Source organism: Streptomyces acidicola (genome assembly GCF_009377235.1).
GTDB lineage: Bacteria > Actinomycetota > Actinomycetes > Streptomycetales > Streptomycetaceae > Streptomyces > Streptomyces acidicola.
In genome coordinates, this window is sequence record NZ_VMNX01000034.1 from 1 (window position 1) to 16131 (window position 16131).

17 protein-coding genes are annotated in these 16131 nt (G+C 67.8%); 12 read left to right on the plus strand and 5 right to left on the minus strand.

Going from position 1 to position 16131, the window contains the following annotated elements; genetic code table 11:
* Positions 1-322: 322 nt before the first annotated feature.
* The 3 genes from FPZ41_RS12300 to FPZ41_RS12310 all read left to right on the plus strand — a co-directional run bounded on the left by FPZ41_RS12300 (position 323) and on the right by FPZ41_RS12310 (position 1678).
* Positions 323-562 carry a hypothetical protein gene (locus FPZ41_RS12300; protein ID WP_152861996.1) on the plus strand — a complete coding sequence of 80 codons (240 nt, stop codon included), beginning with the start codon at positions 323-325 and terminating at the stop codon, positions 560-562.
* A 53-nt stretch (positions 563-615) separates the two neighbouring features.
* Complete coding sequence (locus tag FPZ41_RS12305; RefSeq protein ID WP_228022693.1) at positions 616-945, plus strand: resolvase; 330 nt, start codon at positions 616-618, stop codon at positions 943-945.
* A 64-nt stretch (positions 946-1009) separates the two neighbouring features.
* Positions 1010-1678, plus strand: a complete 669-nt coding sequence (locus tag FPZ41_RS12310; RefSeq protein WP_152861998.1) for a class I SAM-dependent DNA methyltransferase — start codon at positions 1010-1012, stop codon at positions 1676-1678.
* A gap of 368 nt (positions 1679-2046) precedes the next feature.
* Here FPZ41_RS12310 and FPZ41_RS12315 read toward each other — a convergent pair whose 3' ends face one another.
* Genes FPZ41_RS12315 through FPZ41_RS12325 form a run of 3 tightly spaced genes read right to left on the minus strand, consistent with a single transcriptional unit; the run spans position 2047 to position 3884 of the window.
* Positions 2047-2823 (minus strand): amidohydrolase family protein, encoded by a 777-nt coding sequence (locus FPZ41_RS12315; RefSeq protein ID WP_152862000.1) that lies wholly within the window; start codon positions 2821-2823, stop codon positions 2047-2049.
* Positions 2820-3251, minus strand: a complete 432-nt coding sequence (locus FPZ41_RS12320; RefSeq protein WP_152862002.1) for a thioesterase family protein — start codon at positions 3249-3251, stop codon at positions 2820-2822. Before FPZ41_RS12320 ends, FPZ41_RS12315 begins: the two co-directional genes overlap by 4 nt.
* Complete coding sequence (locus FPZ41_RS12325; RefSeq protein ID WP_322620144.1) at positions 3252-3884, minus strand: TetR/AcrR family transcriptional regulator; 633 nt, start codon at positions 3882-3884, stop codon at positions 3252-3254.
* A gap of 395 nt (positions 3885-4279) precedes the next feature.
* Between FPZ41_RS12325 and FPZ41_RS12335 the strand changes: the two genes are divergently transcribed.
* From FPZ41_RS12335 to FPZ41_RS12355, 5 genes are all read left to right on the plus strand, one after another.
* Positions 4280-5269: a BtrH N-terminal domain-containing protein gene (locus FPZ41_RS12335; protein ID WP_152862005.1), complete on the plus strand. Its 990-nt coding sequence runs from the start codon at positions 4280-4282 to the stop codon at positions 5267-5269.
* Between the two features lie 600 nt (positions 5270-5869).
* Positions 5870-6988 carry a tyrosine-type recombinase/integrase gene (locus FPZ41_RS12340; RefSeq protein ID WP_152862007.1) on the plus strand — a complete coding sequence of 373 codons (1119 nt, stop codon included), beginning with the start codon at positions 5870-5872 and terminating at the stop codon, positions 6986-6988.
* The gene (locus tag FPZ41_RS12345) at positions 6988-7323 is read left to right on the plus strand and encodes a helix-turn-helix domain-containing protein (RefSeq protein ID WP_152862009.1); all 336 of its coding nucleotides are present in this window, start codon (positions 6988-6990) and stop codon (positions 7321-7323) included. The genes FPZ41_RS12340 and FPZ41_RS12345 overlap by 1 nt, the downstream gene beginning before the upstream one ends.
* Entirely contained in the window at positions 7320-8786 is a 1467-nt protein-coding gene (locus FPZ41_RS12350) for a site-specific integrase (RefSeq protein WP_152862011.1), read from the plus strand. Before FPZ41_RS12345 ends, FPZ41_RS12350 begins: the two co-directional genes overlap by 4 nt.
* 41 nt (positions 8787-8827) lie before the next feature.
* The gene (locus FPZ41_RS12355) at positions 8828-9364 is read left to right on the plus strand and encodes a hypothetical protein (protein ID WP_152862013.1); all 537 of its coding nucleotides are present in this window, start codon (positions 8828-8830) and stop codon (positions 9362-9364) included.
* A 105-nt stretch (positions 9365-9469) separates the two neighbouring features.
* Here the strand turns inward: FPZ41_RS12355 and FPZ41_RS12360 are convergent, their stop codons facing one another.
* Entirely contained in the window at positions 9470-10702 is a 1233-nt protein-coding gene (locus FPZ41_RS12360) for a metal-dependent hydrolase family protein (RefSeq protein ID WP_322620145.1), read from the minus strand.
* Positions 10703-10950: 248 nt separating this feature from the next.
* Between FPZ41_RS12360 and FPZ41_RS12365 the strand changes: the two genes are divergently transcribed.
* From FPZ41_RS12365 to FPZ41_RS12385, 3 genes are all read left to right on the plus strand, one after another.
* Positions 10951-11604 (plus strand): trimeric intracellular cation channel family protein, encoded by a 654-nt coding sequence (locus tag FPZ41_RS12365; RefSeq protein ID WP_152862017.1) that lies wholly within the window; start codon positions 10951-10953, stop codon positions 11602-11604.
* 1480 nt (positions 11605-13084) lie between these two features.
* Positions 13085-13741 carry a YeeE/YedE family protein gene (locus FPZ41_RS12380; protein ID WP_152862021.1) on the plus strand — a complete coding sequence of 219 codons (657 nt, stop codon included), beginning with the start codon at positions 13085-13087 and terminating at the stop codon, positions 13739-13741.
* Complete coding sequence (locus tag FPZ41_RS12385; RefSeq protein WP_152862023.1) at positions 13741-14157, plus strand: YeeE/YedE thiosulfate transporter family protein; 417 nt, start codon at positions 13741-13743, stop codon at positions 14155-14157. Before FPZ41_RS12380 ends, FPZ41_RS12385 begins: the two co-directional genes overlap by 1 nt.
* 439 nt (positions 14158-14596) lie before the next feature.
* On the opposite strand, the gene FPZ41_RS12390 is transcribed toward FPZ41_RS12385, so the two are convergent.
* Complete coding sequence (locus FPZ41_RS12390) at positions 14597-15442, minus strand: SDR family oxidoreductase (RefSeq protein WP_152862025.1); 846 nt, start codon at positions 15440-15442, stop codon at positions 14597-14599.
* Between the two features lie 85 nt (positions 15443-15527).
* Between FPZ41_RS12390 and FPZ41_RS12395 the strand changes: the two genes are divergently transcribed.
* Positions 15528-16130, plus strand: coding sequence for a TetR/AcrR family transcriptional regulator (locus FPZ41_RS12395; RefSeq protein ID WP_322620146.1), 603 nt, complete (start codon positions 15528-15530; stop codon positions 16128-16130).
* The last annotated feature ends 1 nt before the right edge of the window (position 16131 follow it).

Genomic DNA, 16131 nt, shown 5'->3' on the forward strand with positions numbered 1-16131 from the left:
CGCGGCATTGCCACCCGCTATGACAAGACCCCCGAGAGCTACCTTGCCGGACTCCACCTACGAGGCGCCGTCATCTGGATCCGCAGCCTTCAGCCAAGTCGCTGATCACGACTCCGTACAGGCCCTAGGGGAGCACTTGCTCAACGCCTATCAGCCACGTGACGTGACTGCTTCCGATCAGCCGCACGCTCTTGTCGGCAAGGGAATCGTTTGACGACAGCGCGAGGGCGCATCCAATGAAACCGGGTATTCCGGGACATCGGGTGCCGCCGATCCAATCAGATCCGATGGTGATGCCATCCACGATGGCGGGTTCTCCGCCATGGACCTCACCGCCCGCCCCCCCGGCACCGGAGAACTGCTGTCCACGGTGAAGTCCATGGTGCAGACTCTCGCCGCCGCGGGCGAACTTCAGCGAGACCTCCAGCGCGAGCTGACCTACGACGGGCTGCGGGCCGCCGAGGCCAAGGGCAGCAAGGCGGCCACCACCCGGCCGTCACAGGGGGAAAGACCGAGGCCGTGCGCGCCGCGTACCTGGGTGGACGGTCCATCGCTGCCCTAATCCGCGAGCACGGCGTCAGCCGAGGCGCCATCCGCACGGCTGTCGTCGTCCTCATGCCCGAGCACACCGCCGCCGGCCGCGAGGACGCCCCGGCCCCGGAGCTGCCGGTCACCCTCGATATGCCGGGCAGGGTCGCCGGCTTCCTCCGCACGGCCGAGCTGGAGTCCGCCGAGCGATCCGTGCTCGACCGCGGCGTGACCGTACGGCACGGCCAGGGCTACACCCTGCGCGTCAGCGCCGTACCCGCGGTCCACCGCCAGCTCCTTGCCCGCTGCCAGCCCCTCGACGGCGCCCAGGGCGCCCCGGCGTACCCGGCGCAGCGCATGGCCCGCCGCGCGTACGAGAACCGCGTCAACGCCCTCACGAGTACAGCCGGGCCGTGAGCAACGGCTTGGCGTTAACCGCCTTGCCAGTCCCAAGTCCGCTGGACAGTCCTATCGTTGGCAGATGCCCGCACAACCTATTGACCGCCCGGCCGATCTCGACGTGGTTCGTGAGTCCTATGACCGCGTGGCCGACAACTACGCCCACATGGTGGTGACGACGGGAGTCGGCGACATCCGTCGCCATCCATGGCTCAAGGCGTCGATCGATGCCTTCGCCGACACCGTGAGGGAGCTTGGGCCTGTCCTCGACGTCGGCTGCGGACCCGGAACGGTGACCGCCTACCTCGCCGAACGCGGACTCGACGTGTCCGGGGTGGATCTCTCTCCTCGCATGATCGAGAACGCGTGCCGTCTCCATCCGCACTGCCGCTTCAGTGTCGCCTCTGCCACCGATCTCGACCTTGGTGAAGCGTCCCTTGGCGGCGTGCTCGGGTGGTGGTCACTGTTCAACCTCCCCCGTCACGTCCTTCCCCAGGTTCTCGCCCTGTTCGCGCGCGCGTTGAAGCCGGGCGGGCACTTCATCACCGCGACACACGTCGGCGACGAAGACGCGGTGCGCACCGAGGCCTACGGGGGTGTACCCGTTCGGTGGACGACACACAAATGGCGGCCGGAACAACTCGTGGACCTGATCGAGCAGGCCGGCCTGCGCCCGGTCGCCGAACTCCGGCTCCCCGCGGAGGAGTACAGCGGGCCGGGCCTGGTCGTCATGGCCAGGCGCCCCGGCTGACGATCAGGCGTCGGAAGCGGAACAGGGTCTCCTGCCGGACCCACGACCCATCACCTGACGCCTACCGCTATTTTCCGTTCGGATACTCCGGGAGCCGGACCAGCGCACGCTCCGCGGCACCGCGAGCACCGGACGACTGCGGCGGAGCCGTGACCGGGCTGGGCGACCAGCCGAGCGGCGCGGGCCGTGTACGGCGAGCACCTGGTCCGCATCAGTCAGCTCATCCCGGCCCTGCTCTACAGGAACGTCATGGACCGCCGGGACCTGCCGTGGCGCACGAGCGCGGCGACCGGGACCAGGTTCTGGCGGAGGTGGGCCTCCAGGCGATGGAATGGCGGGCTCGCGAGGCCCCAAGCGGCGTGCGAGTGCTAGGAGTTGCCGGGCAGCCGGTAGAAGGCGGCTGCGTTGCCCCAGAGGACGGCGTCGAGGTGTTCCTCACCGACGGTCTCGGCAATGAGGGTGAAGTCCTCGTCCGTGAAGGGGCGGCGTGCGCGTGTGGAGGGCAGGTCGGTGCCGACCATCAGCGCGGCGGGGTCGGTCTTCACGATGGCGGTCATGACATCGGCGGGGTCGAGGTCGACGCGCCCGAATCCCGTAGCTTTCACCTTCACTCCCTGCTCGACCAGCTTCAGCAAGTGCGGGAGCCCGTCGCGGTGCAGGCCCAGATGATCGACGCTGACCGCGGGCAGCGCCGCCAGGGTGCTCGCCAGATCGGGAAGGGTCCGCGCGTCGATGTAGAGCTCGCTGTGCCACCCGGCAACATCGTGGACACGGCGTGCCAGACGGTCCAGTTCGTCCAGAGACGCCGACCCGCCCCGGCGCACGTTGAAGCGGACAGCCCGCACGCCCGCGGCGTCGAGATCGGTGATCTCCTCGTCCGTGACGGTGGCCGGCACCTGCGTGACCCCGACGTAGGCGGGGCCGAGCCTGGACAGGGCGTCGAGTAGATAGCTCTGGTCGAAGCCCTGGAACGAGCCCGAGACCACCGCCCCGCCACGGACGCCGAGGTCGTCCACCCGCTCGCAGTACTGGTCGACGGTGAACGCCGGCGGCAGGTAGCCGTCGTTCGGGATCAGCGGGAACCGCGGATCGATGATGTGCAGATGGGCATCGAAAACGGGGTGCTGTGTGGTGTGCTCGCTCATGCCGGAACCTGCCCGTCGGCCGTGCGGGCGGACAGCATCGACTCGAACCGATCGAGGTCGATCACCGCGCGCTGGTGCGTGCCCCGGCACACCACAGCGGCCTCGTCGCTCGCCGTGACGCCGAAGGTCAGGATCCGCCCCGCCACCTCGGCCAGTTCAACGTCGATGGTCAGGGTCTGGCCGGGCGGGGTGGGGGCTTCGTGGCTGAGGTCGACGTGGATACCGAGGGTGCGCTCGCCGTCGTCGAGGTGTCCGTCCAGCGCCTGCATGCAGGCCCACTCGACCAGTCCGACGAGGTAGCCCGTTGCCAGCACCTGGGGCATCTGCGTGAAGTGGCCTGCTTCGGGCAGCAGATGGGGCACCGTGCGCTCGATGGGAACCGTGTAGGTCGCCCTCGCGGTCAGTTTCGGCTGGAGAGTCGGTCGCATTCAGTCCTCCGTGTGCTTGTTCGGTCGTGTGCTGATGCCCGGGCCGGGAACGGCCCGGCCGGGCGGGGTGCGGGCGGCGGCGACGAGCCTGGCCGCGGCCGATCCGGCGCGGCGCATGGCGTCGCTGTCACCGCTGTGGACCACGCGGGCGTTCGCGCCGTCGATCAGCAGCAACAGGTCCGAGCCCAGTTCCTCGGGGTCGGCCAGGCCGGCGTCCGCCGCCAGGTCGGCCAGGGTGGTGCGCAGCCAGTTCTTGTAGGCCAGGATCACCGCCCGACCGGGATGGCCGGCGTCGGGCAGTTCCACCGCGGCGTTGGTGAACGGACAACCGCGGAACCCCGGCTTCGCATGGCCCAGGGCCAGCCAGTCGAAGACCGCCAGCAGCTTCTCCTCCGGGCCCGACGACACCCCGGCCAGGAACTCGGTCAACGCCTCCTGCCTGGTCCACCGCCGCCGGTCCAGCACCGCGGCGATGAGCCCGTCCTTCGAACCGAACTGGGCGTACAGCGTCGGCTTGGACACACCCGACTGCGCCACCACCGCATCGACTCCCACCGCCCCGATGCCCCGGGCGTAGAACAAGGCCGAAGCCGTCTCCAGCAGCCGCTCGCCAGCGCTACTTCTCTTCTCCACGCCCCTATACTGACAGGTCTGTAAACCTGGCGCGCTGCAGACCTGTGGGCTCCTTCCAGTCATCTGGTTGAACGGCCCGTTTGCCGCTGTGGGCGCTGTACCCGCTGGATCTGGACGAGCGGATGGAGATCGCCGTCGGAGTGCAAACGCCGGAGGAGGGAGGAACACCCGGCCCGGGGCTCGAGCCATTGCCCGGCGGAATTTGTTGCCGAGACCGTGCACATCGCACCCTGTGCCCATCTGCCCTTGGCCTGCAACGCTCTCTTCGCCGCCATCCACGAGCGTGGACTGCGCCCGCACGCGCCCGTACGTGAGGCCTGTCTCGTCCGGTCGGCAGAGGCACCACAAGAAGAACTGATGACCCGGCTGATCATCCCCGTTCAGGAGAGCATGGCATGACGAAGGTGCGAGACATTGATGCCCGCGGTACGCAGCACTGCGAGACGACAGCTCTGGGGGTGCTGCTGCGGCACGAGGGACTCGATCTGTCCGAGCCCATGCTCTTCGGCCTCGGCTCCGGTCTGTCCTTCATCTACTGGGACAGCAAGAACATGGGCTTTCCCTTCCTCGGGGGGCGGGTCAAGCCTTTCGAGCTCACGAGAAACCTGGCCACCAGACTCCGGCTGGAGCTCCTGGTCGAGGAGACCACCTCCCCCCGCAGGGCATGGGAGAACGCGGCAGCCGCCGTCGCCGCCGGTCAACCCGTCGGACTGCAGCTCGACAGCTACTACCTCGAGTACTTCGCGTCCAAGGTGCACTTCGGCGGTCATGTCGTCGCCATGTACGGCTACGACGACCACGACGCCTACCTGGTGGACACCGACCAGCAAGGCGGAGCAGTATCCACCAGCCTGACCAGCCTCGCCCGGGCCAGGGCCGCGCGCGGCCCGATGACCGCCAAGCACCGGTCCTTCACCCTCACCGCTCCGAAGAGCCTGCCCTCCCCACAGGGCCAGATCATTCCCGCCATCACTGCCTGCGCCGACGCCTTCCTCAACCCGCCCATCGCCAACCTCGGTCACCGGGGCATCGAGAAGGCCGGCAAGCTGGTACGCACCTGGCTCCAGCGCACTGAAAACCCGCAGCGGGACCTTCCGCGGGCTGCCCTCTTGATGGAGAAGGCCGGCACCGGCGGCGCCCTGTTCCGCAACCTCTACCGCGACTTCCTCGCCGAATGCACCCAACTGCTCGACAGCAGCCACCTCCGCACCGGCCACAGGTTGTACGCCGAGGCGGCCAGCCTGTGGACGGAAGTCGCAGCGCTGATCACAGAAGCCGGTGAATCAGGCGACGCGCAGTGCCTCGCACGGGCAGGCATCGTCCTCTGCGATCTTTCACGCATAGAGCGCGAGGCCATGCAGGCGCTGAACTGCCTGGGGAGCTAAGCCCCAAGCGCGATCCAGCCCTGACGTTCTTCAAAAAACCTTCGTCTTCTGAAGATCACCCTGATGTGAATGCCCGTACTCGCGTGCACAGATGAGCTGGGCACTCGTCGCCGAGCGCAGGGAAGTATGGACTCTTCGAACGTCCCGAAGTCGTGTGCACTACGGTCCTTTTGGCCGTAGCCGTGTGCGCGACGGAGGACTTCCGGATGGCGGATGGCGGATGGAGCGGTGGTCGAGCGTGGGGCGCTGACCGCGCCGGACGAGGTGTGGGATGCCGCGGTGCGGCAGGCGGAGATGATCGGGCCGTAGGGCGACCGAGGCGCATCCCGCTTCAAGATCATTCCGTGGCCGCTTTCCGGCTACCTCGGCAAGCGACCGCAATTTCATCTGATGTAGCACTGCGGGCAGGCTGCACATCGGAGGATCTGTCACTCATCGACGCAGGTCAGGGCCTCAGTGCATACGTTCTCTCCAGCCGGGCAGGTCGCTCCCGTAGCCCTCAGCGCAACCATGGGCAGGCTTCCTGCCTGCATGTTTGCGATCAGCTTACATCTGATGAAAGATCCCTTCGTCTGATGTAAGTGACGGAGAGTGCTTTTGATGAGCAGAAACAGCCTCGCACCGGGGGCAGCGGGGCTGCATCTGGTCAGCGATCTGCCGCTGCTGCGGCCCGACGAGCAGGTCTTCACCGCGATGCTGGACGGCTGGCGCAACCAGCAGCTGGCACGCAACTTGGCGTTCTCAACGATCGAGGGCCGGGAGAAGACGGTGCGGGCGTTCGCCCGGCATGCGGACGCCTTCCCGTGGACCTGGTCGCCGCAGATGCTTGACGAGTGGATGGGCGATCTGCGAGCGGTCCGCAGGCTGAAGCGCTCCACACTGCGCAACTATCAAGGCGCCGTACGCTCGTTCTGCGACTTCGCCGTCGACCCCGCCTACGGCTGGGCGGCGACCTGCGAAGAACGTTTCGGCACCCACCCCATACAGGTCGTGCACGAGTGGAACGCCGCGGTGCACGTGGAGGACGCCGAAGCCGACGCGGCGAAGAGGCCCTTCACCCAGGACGAGTTGCAGGCGTTCTTCGACTACGCCGACGACCAGGTCACCAAGGTTCGAGGCCGGGGCCGCAAGGGCTGGCTGCCCGCGTTCCGTGACGCAGTGCTCTTCAAGACCGCGTACGCCTTCGGCCTGCGCCGCAACGAGACCCGGATGCTGGACGCAGTCGACTTCGGCCGCAACTCCGAGGGCCCGGAGTTCGGCGACTACGGCGTCTGCTACATCCGCCACGGCAAGGCGAAGAAGGGCTCGCCCCCGAAGCGCCGCAGCGTGCTGACAGTCTGGGACTGGTCGGCGGAGATCCTCCAACAGTGGAACGAGGATGTCCGGCCGCTGTTCGTCACTTCCGGCACCGGAGCTCTGTGGCCCTCGGAACGCTCGGCCCGCATCGGCTTCTCCCAGATGAACACCCGCTTCGCTGCCTACCGGGACGCGCTCGGCCTGGACGAGGGACTGGACTTCCACTCGTTTCGAAGGTCGTACGTGACTCACCTGATCGAGGACGGCTGGGACGCCCGGTTCGTCCAGGAGCAAGTCGGTCACGACTACGCGTCCACGACCGCGATCTATACCTGCGTATCCTCCGACTTCCGCACCCGCACCCTGCGCAGAGCGCTGGACGCGACGATGAAGGCCGCCCTGCGGCCGGCAAGGAGAGCCTGATGAAGCGCCAGGTCAGCTACCAGTGGCGGCTGCGCGAGGTGATGGCCACGCGCGGCATCTTCGTCGCCTCCCACCTGTCGCCGCTACTGGCCGACCGCGGCATCGAGCTGTCCTCGGTCCAGGTCTGGCGACTGGTCACCCAGACCCCCGAGCGGCTGTCCCTGCCCGTCCTCGCCGCCCTCTGCGACATCCTCGACGTCACTCCCGCCGAGTTGATCGCCACCAAGGCGGAGAACACGGCCCCGCGCCGCGCCGCCGCCTCCGGCGGCGCCGACGTAGTCGACCTCGCGGCCACGGTCCGTCCCAAGCGGGCACGGGTCCGCCCGGAGAAATGAGCCGCACCCGGGTCCGGCCCGAGGACCTGTTCTGCGCACGCTGTCACCGGAACGTCCGTCTCGGAGCCGCCCACTGGCCCGAGGGCTACCTGTGCTCCGCCTGCTACGACCACGCGTTGGAAACTTATGGGCAGTGCGTCGGCTGCGGCGTCGACCGTCTCACCCCCGGCATCGCACCGGACGGCGGCCGGTGGTGCACCAACTGCGCGGGCGGCCTGGGTGAGTTCCATTGCGAACGCTGCGGCCGCGAGGCCCGCCGCTACCTGCGCGGAGCGTGCGGGAACTGCGTCCTGGCCGAACGCCTGGAAGAGCTCCTTGACAACGGCGCCGGCCTCGTCCGGCCCGAACTTGTTCCCTTCTTCGACGAGGTCAGGTCCGTGCCCCGCCCCAAGGCAACGCTGACCTGGGTCGGCAAGCCACACGTTCAGCAAATCCTGCGCGCCCTCGCCCGCAGCGAAGTGCCCCTCACCCACGAGGGATTGAGCACGCTGTCGCCCTGGCGGTCGGTCGCCCACGTCCGTGACCTGCTCATGCACACCAGCATCCTGCCGCACCGCGACCGGCACCTTCTGCTCTTCGAACGCCGACTGCCCGAATGGCTCGACACCATCGAGGACATCGAACACCGCCAGCTCCTGAACCGCTTCGCCACCTGGCACCTGTTGCGCAAGCTCCGGGCCACCGCCGCCAAGCGGCCCCTCGGCCCCGGGGCCGTCAAATCCGCCCGCACCCAGCTCATACAGGCAGCCGCCTTCCTCACCTGGCTCGCCGAACGGGACCGCGCCGTCGGCGAGTGCACCCAGGCCGACCTCGACGCCTGGTTCGCCCAGGACGCCACCGCCCTCCGCGTCGTCAAAGCATTCCTGCGCTGGAGCATGGACCACCAGGTCATGCCCCGGTTGAGGGTCCCCACGATCCGCACGGAGAACCCGGCCCCGATCAGCCAGCACCACCGCATCGCCCTGATCCGCAAGGTCATGACCAGCAACGACCTCCCGCTCATGGAGCGGATCGCGGCCGCCCTGATCCTTCTCTATGCCCAGCCGGTCCGTCGGCTCGGCCGGCTCACCGTCCACGACGTCCAGCACGACGGTGACCTGGTCGCACTTCTCCTCGGCGATCCGCCCACACCGGTTCCCGAGCCCCTCGCTGGTCTGCTCGTCGACTACATACGTGACGGACGGCCGAATCGGCCAGGCGGCAGCCTTCCCACCAGCGACTGGCTCTTCCCCGGACGCAGAGCCGGACAGCCCATGGACCCCGCCACCCTCGGCAAGCGACTCGCTGCCGTGGGCATCCCCACCCTCCACGGCCGGACCGCCACCCTGCGACAACTCGTCCTCCAGGCGCCGCCCTCGGTCGTTGCAGGGATGCTCGGCTATCACGCCGTTCACACCGAGGCCGTCGCCGCGCAGGCCGGAGGCACCTGGAAGAAGTACGCACCCGGCGACCACACCCGATGAAACGATCCGCGCAGAACCTCACCGGAGGAGACAGTAGCCCGATGTCCGCCAAACGCTCACTCACGCGCGCATTCACCGAATTCGCGCAGCCCTTTGGAAGCCACGGTGGCCGGAGGCCACGTCCGCTTGACCTCTTCCTTCTGGAAGGCACCGCCCCCGAAACAGCGCGGACAGTGGTTGAAGAGGTGATCCGGGAGGTGGCACCTGACGCGGCTTCGACGGACATTGATCTCATTTCCGACCTCCCCTGGCCTTCGGATGCCCAGACCGCCCTCACCGCCATCGCCGACGCGACGGGGGCTCAGGAAGGGGAGACAGCCGTAGTCCTGGACCTGACGGACGAGCGGCAGCGCGAATGGTTCATTACCCTCGTGCCGCACACCATCTCCGCAGAGATCTGGGGGCCGACGGGATCAGGAGTCTCCTTCTCCGCAAGCGACACCGGATCGGCGATCGGGTGGAGGTTGCCCGCTGAGCGGTGGGAGAGGGTCCGCGCGAGGCTAAGCCACCGAGACATCGATCCCGACACCGCAACACAAAGGGCTACCCGAGGCCGCCCTGACAAATACTCGCAGTAATTGGAAGCAGCGCAAGCGCTCGATCACAGGTCACCTGATCACAGACTCCTACCAGTGGATCCCTCTGTTCGGTGCGAGCTGGCGACCCAGCGGCCCGTTGGGGACTTACCTGGCGATCCCAGGTGTGGGAGTGCGGTGCACGGTGCCGTCCTGCATGACGAAGTCGATGCCCGCGACGGCCGTGATGTCGTCGAAGGGGTCGGCCGGCAGTGCGACCAGATCGGCGGTCGCGCCGGGCTGGAGGCGTCCGAGGTCAGGCCGGTCGAGCAGGTCGGCGGCGACGCTGGTGGCAGCGCGAAGGGCCCGCACGGTGGCGATACCGGACTTGACCATCGCCGGAAACTCGCGCCAGTTGTCGGCGTGCGGAAACATGCCGGCGTCGGTGCCGAACGCGATGCGCACGTTGCTCGCGGCCACGTTGTGTGCGGACTCCCGGAGTTGGTCGGCGTAGCGGGTGAACTTCACCCGTTCCGCCGGATCTTTACCCTCCCAGTAGCTGTCGTCGTCGAGGTGGTCGAGCGCATCGAGGACCATGAACTGGGTCGGCACGAGGAACACGCCCCGTTCTGTCATCTGGGTCAGGGTCGACGCCGAAGCGAGGTTGCCGTGCTCGATCGAGCGAGCACCGGCGGTGACGGCACGCGAGACGCCCTCGTCGCCATAGGCATGCGGCGTGCAGGGGATGCCCAGTTCGCGGGCCGTGGCGACCAGCGCGTTCATCTCCTCCTGGGTGTAGGTGGTCTGTGTGGGATCGTCCGAGGGAGTGGCGAAGCCGCCGGTGGCGCCGAACTTGATCCAGTCGGCGCCGGCACGGATGTTCTCGCGCACCCTGCGCGTGATCTCGTCCGCGCCGTCTGCCAGGGCGCCGATCTCGCGGTTGAAGTGTGACGCGAGCAACGTCGAGGCGTCGCCATGCGCGCCCCGCGCGGAGATCAGGTACGGCGCGACGATCATCCGCGGCCCCACGATGTGACCACAGTTAATGGCGTCGCGCAGTTGCAGCGTGACCGGCTCGGCGGCGAAGGTGGCCAGATCGCGGATCGTGGTGAAGCCACGGTGGAGCAGGTTACGCAGTACCGGCAAGGCACTCAGCGCGATCGCCGCAGACCCGTCGGACACGAAGGCCCGCAGGAGTCGGCTGGGATCGACGGTGGTGTGGATGTGGCAGTCGATCAGTCCCGGCAGCATCATGCGATCGCCGAGTTCGACCACCTCTGCGCCGGCGCGATCGACAGCCGGTCCCACCTCGGCGATCCGACCGTCGCGCACCGCCACCTCGGTGTGCCCGGAGGGCCGGTCCGCGAGTCCGTCCCAGCTCCGGTCGGCGATCAGCACCACCGCGCCCCGTTCCGTGCCACAGCTACGTCTTGTCACAGCGTTACCCTCCGCTTGCGCCCCCACCAGGTATCAATCGCTCGCCATTGGTCCGCCGGGGTCCAGGATCCAGCGCGGCGGCAGGTCACGCATCGCGTGTCGGCCGTTCGGGTCAACGCGGTGCCCGCACTGTGACCTGGTGAGACAGTGCCGAGGGCTTCAAGCCGGGCGGCGGTGGGACAGGTGAGGGGTCGACGTGGCATGGCTATGGAATGTTGCACCTCGTACTCGACCTGCTGGGCACCTTCGCGTTCGCGTTGAACGGTGCGCTCACCGCGACGCGGGTGGCACGTCTGGACATCGTCGGCGTGCTCGGGCTCGCCATGGTGACCGCTCTGGGCGGCGGCGTGCTCCGGGACGTGCTCGCCGGCGCACTGCCCCCGGCGACGTTCAGCGACTGGCGGTACCTGGCGGTCGCGGTAGCCGGCGGCATGGTCACGTTCCTGCTGTGGCGGCACCTGGAGCGCTACACGACCCTGATCACGGTGTTCGACGCGGCCGGCCTCAGTCTGTTCGCGGTCACCGGCGCGACCACCGCGCTGGAGTATCACATCGGCGCGCCGCAGGCGGTGCTGCTAGGCATGGTGACCGGGATCGGCGGCGGCACGTTGCGCGACGTGCTGGTCTTGCGCTTGCCGACGGTGCTGTACGCCGACCTGTACGCGATCCCCGCGCTGCTGGGGGCCGGGATCACCGTCGCATGCGAACGCACCGGCGTCTACGGTGTGCCCGCGGCGCTGGGGGCGGCCGTCGGATGCTTCATGCTGCGGATGATCGGCGACCACTACGGGCTCAACGCGCCAGGGCCGCGCCGCGCCGACGGCATCGCCGGGCCCGACGACAGCTCGGGCGACGCTGCGTCATGACCCCATGCCATCCGACATCCGGAGAGCCGCCACAGCACGTCTACGGCCTCACGTTCGACCCGGCCGAGCGCTCGGCCCTGGAGGGCATGCTGGACAACTGTGCCTGGCAGGCCGCCCGCTCTCACTGGTCAATCGGCCCGGTAGGCACGGAAATGGCCGCGCCGCAGTACTGCTCTACGCCCACTCAGCCATGAGGGATGAACGTGCGCAGGTCTGCGCTCGTGGCATCGTGCCGGCCATCGCCCGCCGCGGGACCCGGCACGGCACCGAACTGGGCACCTGCATAGTTTCGGCTCAATACTTCATGCCGGGCTTTGCATCCACTCGACGAGCCGAGCCCACCAGCCACCCTTCGTTCGGCCCGTAGAATATTTGGGCGCCGGGGAACATGTGTGCATCGCTACGACGCGTCCCGTCGGGCCGGCACCGGTTGCGAGCGCGCCACCGCCTCCGCTGTGCGTGCACGCCTGCGGTCCTCGGACTCACGCGTGCATCGCTGAGGCGTTGGCACGCCCGCGAGCACTTGTTACACGTGCCAGCAGCCCTGATAGGCGACCTTCCGGCACGACCGGCAGACAGCATGTCGGCGCATGATTCCCGTCCATCAGCACCTTCATTTACGATCTGCAATATTCACAACCTTGCCACAACTGACCTCAAGGCTTTCACTTTCTCCAGAGGGGAATCGTGCGAGCAGAGGCCGTGACCGCGGGGTCGATCACGATCCAAACACCTCTTCGTCGACCTGTGAATATCCAGACATGCAGGATAGACGGGCATATCTGTCGCTGGACGTATCTCGCTAAATGCACGTCAAGTAGTGGGTTTGGAAATTTCCCTGAGGTTGCTCGGGACGCCGAATCAATGGTTGCATCACGGCTGACCGCAGTGACGGGCAGTCACAGAACGACGCTGTGCCTGCATTCCTCGACGCTTTGAGATCGTCGACCAGGCGCGGCAAGAACAAGAACCGAGAATGGCAACCGCCTTCCCGAACGGGTGGTGTGCGCCGGTCAGGAGGGAGCAACGTGAGTTGCTCGCACGCCGAAGGATGCCCCCTTTTCCCCTTGCTCAGGGCGAGCTTGCGGGGTTGGCGCAACTACTACTGCGACAGCGAGGGGCAGTGGCACAGCTGCGCGCGCTACCAGATGGCACTCACCGGCGAGCGTGTGCCGATCAGCCTGCTGCCCAATGGGGCCCAGGCGCGACACCTCGAAGACATGGCGGGCGCGGACCCGTCCGGCGCCGCCGCACAGTCGGCAGCAACACGGTCACCTGAGCCGTCAGGACCTGTGCCCGCGACACCGGAAACCATGGCCCAGTTCGGGTCATCAGCCCCGCCCGACCCGGCCTGGCATCACCAACCGTCACCACCCGCACAGAGTCCCCAGCCTTCAGGCCATCCCACTCCACGCACACATCATGCGAGCTCGAAGCGTGGATGGTGGGCTCAAATCACCGATTGGATGAAAGGCCCCGCATGAGTACCTACTGGCCCTGGTGGGCGGGCGCTATCGGGCTCGCTCTGGTCACCATCAACTACGCCCTCATCACCGATCGGTCTTTCGGGGTGTCGTCCGCGTGGGATCGCGTGTTGCACTGGCGGAGCGAACGCCGCCTTGAGCGGATGGACGAGGAGTTCGCCGACGATCAAGCTCTCGCTCAGGCGCTCGCCGTGGCTACTGCGGAGCACTTTGGCACCGGCACCGGCGCGTCCACTGTGCCGCAGGTTCCGCACGGGAAGTCGCAGCCGCTCGAAGTGGATGCCGAACCGGCGGCGAGTGAGAGCCCCGCTACCACGAGCCTGCGCCCGGCCCCGCTCTTCACCCAGGCTGCCCTGCTGGTGTCGATCTTCCTTGGCGGGTTTATTGCCGCGGTCACCTCCGGGCGGTTCCAGCTCCGGTACGACATGGGCCCGGGCTTTCGGGACTTGGTCACCGCCAATCCGATCACCATGATCGCCCTGCTGTTCGTGGGAGGCGTGCTGGTCGGCTTTGGCACTCGGCTGGCCGGCGGGTGCAACTCCGGCCACGGACTCAACGGCTGCGGCCGGCTGCGGCCGGTCAGCATCGTCGCGACCGCCGTGTTCTTCGGCACCGCCGTCGCGGTGTCGTTCCTCCTGTGGAAGGTGATCTGATGCGTACCCGAGGCACTCTCCTGCTGGCCAACATCGTCACCGGACTGGCCCTCGGCTATACCGTCACCAACATCGGCTACGGGGACTACGCCGAGCTGAACCGCATGTTCACCTTCCAGGACCTGCGCATGTTCCTCTCCTTCGCCGGCGCTGTGGTGATCATCGTGTGCGCGTTCGCTCTGCTGCGGGTCCGCCGCACCCCAGGGCGCATCCACGCCGGGGTGGTCCCCGGCGCGGTGTTGTTCGGTACGGGATGGGCGATCTCAGGCGGGTGCCCGGCAATCCCGATCACCCAGGTCGCCAGCGGATACCTGCCCGCCCTCATCACAATCGCCGGTGTCACCGTCGGTATCCGGCTGTGCCGCTGGGCCAACGCCCGATATTTCCACCTCGACCGCGGCTCCTGCGGCCTGTAAACAAGGACGCACGAGCTTCCCAGGCCGATGTCACCTATCGGCCAACACTTCTTCCGGGCTGCGGCGCTGAGGCGCCAGTCCCGGCCGAGCGACAGCCCTGTCCCTCAGAAGAGCGAGAGGTTGCCGCGGGCGGTACTTGCCGGTCGGCCCGCGCAGCGTTAGCCCGTCGCCCTCAAGTCCGCCAGCGCATTCCGCAGCCCTCGCGGGCGTGGTCAGCATCGGTTCCGCTGGCGGATTCGAGGTGCTTCCGGGGCGCGCAACAAGGGCAGCGAAGGCAGATTCACACACTGAGCATGACTCGGACGCATGTGCAGGTGATTCGACCGAACCCCCTTCGGGTCGGTGATCAGACCGCCATGACCGGAGGCTGACGCAGCATCGGCACGCAGTGATCTCCAAGAAACCACGGCCACGTCTGGCTCCGGTCCGGCCGCAGGTTCTACTGGAAGGCTGGCAGGTTGCGGGCGACCCACTCGCCGAAGGGCCTGGCCGTACGGCCAAGGACGCTCTCCGTATCGGGGCTGATCGCCTGCTCGGCCGGCAGCGGGACGCCGAGGATGTCCAGGGTTCCGTCGATGACCTCTTCGGGCATGAACTGCGCCATGTGGGCTTGGGCCTGTTCGCGGGACAGTTCCACGAAGGCGACGTCCTCGCCCAGGGACTGGGAGATCACTGCGGCCTGCTGGCGCGGGCTGATGGCCTCGGGTCCGGTCAGTTCGTACGTACGGCCCGCGTGCCCCTCTTCGTGCAGTGCTGCTGCGGCGACCGCGGCAATGTCCGCCGGGTCGATGACGGGCAGGGCCACATCGCCGAACGGGGCGAAGATCGTGCGCTGGGCGCGTACCGACTCGGCCCAAGCGAGGGCGTTGGAGGCGAATCCGCCCGGACGCAGGATCGTGAAATCGGCTCCGGAGGCGCGCACGGCGGCCTCGAAGTCACGCAGACGGGTGTGTGAAAGGGCCTCGGGGCGGGTGGAGTTGATCTGGGAGGAGAGCAGGACAAACCGCTTGACCCCGGCGTCCAGTGCCCCGCCGATCAGGGCGTCCGGGCTTTCGCCGTGGCCGTTGAGCTCGCCTCCCAGCAGAAGGAAGAAGGAGTCGGCGCCGTCGAGCACGGGCCGCATGCTCGCACTGTTGCCGACGTCCGCCTGAGCGTGCCGGACCCCGGCAGGGAGCCCTTCGGGCTGTGGGCGTCGCGAGACGGCCACCACGTCCTCGCCCCTCTCGGCCAGCAGGGGCACCAAGGTCCGTCCGATGTTGCCCGTCGCGCCTGTCACCACGATCATGACGATCCCCTCGAATTAGTTAGTTGACTGACTTACTTCGGGGACCGTAGCACGGCTTCACGGGTCGTTGTCTATAGTGAGTTGGGTGACTGACTCAGTGAAGCCTCGGGCGCGAGCGGCCGACAAGCGCCGACGACTCGCAACCGAAGCGGCCCGGATCCTGCACGAGCAGGGCGTCGAGCGCACCACCCTCGCCGACATCGCACGCGCGGCCGACGTTCCCGTCGGGAACGTCTACTACTACTTCAAGACCAAGGACGAACTGGTCCTGGCCGCGCTCTCCGAGCACAGCGCACACCTGGACGAACTCACCAACCGCCTGGACCAGTTGCCCGACCCGCGCGACCGCCTCAAGACCCTGATCGAGGCATGGATCGACCAGCGCGAAGTCGCCGCCCGCTACGGCTGCCCCACCGGCACCCTCGCCGTCGAACTCGACAAACGCGCCGACGGGACCCTCGACGCGGAGGCCGGAACAGTGGTCCGGCGCCTGCTGGAGTGGTCCGGAGACCAGTTCCGCGCCCTGGGCCTGTCCGACCCGGACGACCACGCCCTCACCCTCATCTCCGCTTATCAGGGCATGTCGCTCCTGGCCAATGCCCTACGCGATCCGGACATCATGGCCCGCCAGGGAGCCCGCCTCCTCCACTGGCTCGACTCCCTTGAGGCCCCCGACCAGACCACCTGAC